Raw genomic sequence first — 1,556 nt, forward strand, 5'->3', positions numbered from 1 at the left:
CACCACCCCGCCCTGCGAGGCCGGGATCTCCATCGAGGCCTTGTCGGATTCGACAGTGATCAGGCTTTGCTCGGCCTTGATCGTATCGCCCACGGCGACCAGCACCTCGATGACTTCCACTTCCTTGAAGTCGCCGATGTCCGGCACTTTGATTTGAACGGTATTGCTCATGGGGCTCCCCGTTTACAGCGCGATGCGGCGGAAGTCGGCCAGCAAGGCGCCCAGATAGGCGTTGAAGCGCGCGGCCGCGGCGCCGTCGATGACCCGGTGGTCATAAGACAGCGACAGCGGCACGATCAGGCGCGGCACGAACTGCTTGCCGTCCCACACGGGCTTGTGCGAGGAGCGCGAGACGCCCAGGATGGCCACTTCGGGCGCGTTGATGATGGGCGTGAACGAAGTGCCGCCGATGCCGCCGAGCGACGAGATCGAGAAGCAGCCGCCCTGCATTTCGGCGGGCGAGATCTTGCCTTCGCGCGCTTTCTTCGACAGGTCGGTCATTTCCTGGGCGATCTGCAGGATGCCCTTCTTGTCGGCATCGCGGATCACCGGCACCACCAGCCCGTTGGGCGTGTCGGCGGCGAAGCCGATGTGGTAGTACTGCTTGAGCACCAGGTTGTCGCCGTCCAGCGAGGCGTTGAACTCGGGGAACTTCTTCAGGGCCGCGACCACGGCCTTGATCAGGAAGGCCAGCATCGTGACCTTGATGCCCGACTTCTCGTTTTCCTTGTTCAGCGTGACACGCAGCGCTTCCAGGTCGGTGATGTCCGCTTCGTCGTTGTTGGTGACGTGCGGGATCATGACCCAGTTGCGGTGCAGGTTCGCGCCGGAGATCTTCTTGATGCGCGACAGCGGCTTGGCTTCGATCGGGCCGAACTTGGTGAAGTCGATCTTCGGCCACGGCAGCAGGCCCAGCGCGGCGCCATCGGCCGAGCCGCCCGCGGAGGCGGCCGCCGGGCCGGCGGCCAGCGCCTGCTTGACGAAACCGCGCACGTCGTCGGCGGTGATGCGGTCCTTCGGACCGCTGCCCTTGACCTTGCTCAGGTTCACGCCAAGTTCGCGGGCGAACTTGCGTACCGACGGCGAAGCGTGCGGCAGCTGGCCGGGCTTGAGGCCGGCGTCTTCGAGCGCGGCGGTCGGGGCCGGGCGCTGCGCGGGCGCGGCAGGCGCCGAAGCCGGGGCGGCTTCGGCCTTGGCCGCCGGCGCGGGAGCAGCCTCGGCCTTGGCGGCCGGCGCCGCCGCGGCAGGCGCGCTGCCCTCGACCACGACCACGACCGAGCCCTTGGCGACCTTGTCGCCAACCTTGACCTTCACTTCCTTGACCACCCCGCCCTGCGAAGCCGGGATCTCCATCGAGGCCTTGTCGGACTCGACGGTGATCAGGCTCTGCTCGGCCTTGATGGTATCGCCCACGGCGACCATGACTTCGATGACTTCCACTTCCTTGAAGTCGCCGATGTCGGGAACCTGGATTTCTACGGGGCCGGTGCTGTTGTTCTTGGGGGTGTCAGACACCTGGCTGGCGGCGGCTTGGGGCGCTGGCTTGGCTTGGGTGT

General features: G+C 66.6%; 2 protein-coding genes. Both read right to left on the reverse strand.

Annotation, left to right across the window (positions count from 1 at the left end):
- A partial coding sequence (locus JL37_RS29975) for a biotin/lipoyl-containing protein (protein WP_304413495.1) occupies nucleotides 1-171 on the reverse strand: 171 nt, incomplete at its 3' end.
- 12 nt (nucleotides 172-183) lie between these two features.
- A partial coding sequence (gene aceF / locus JL37_RS08075) for a dihydrolipoyllysine-residue acetyltransferase (RefSeq protein WP_043543191.1) occupies nucleotides 184-1,556 on the reverse strand: 1,373 nt, incomplete at its 5' end.

The organism is Achromobacter sp. RTa, assembly GCF_000757485.1.
Taxonomy (GTDB): domain Bacteria; phylum Pseudomonadota; class Gammaproteobacteria; order Burkholderiales; family Burkholderiaceae_B; genus Achromobacter.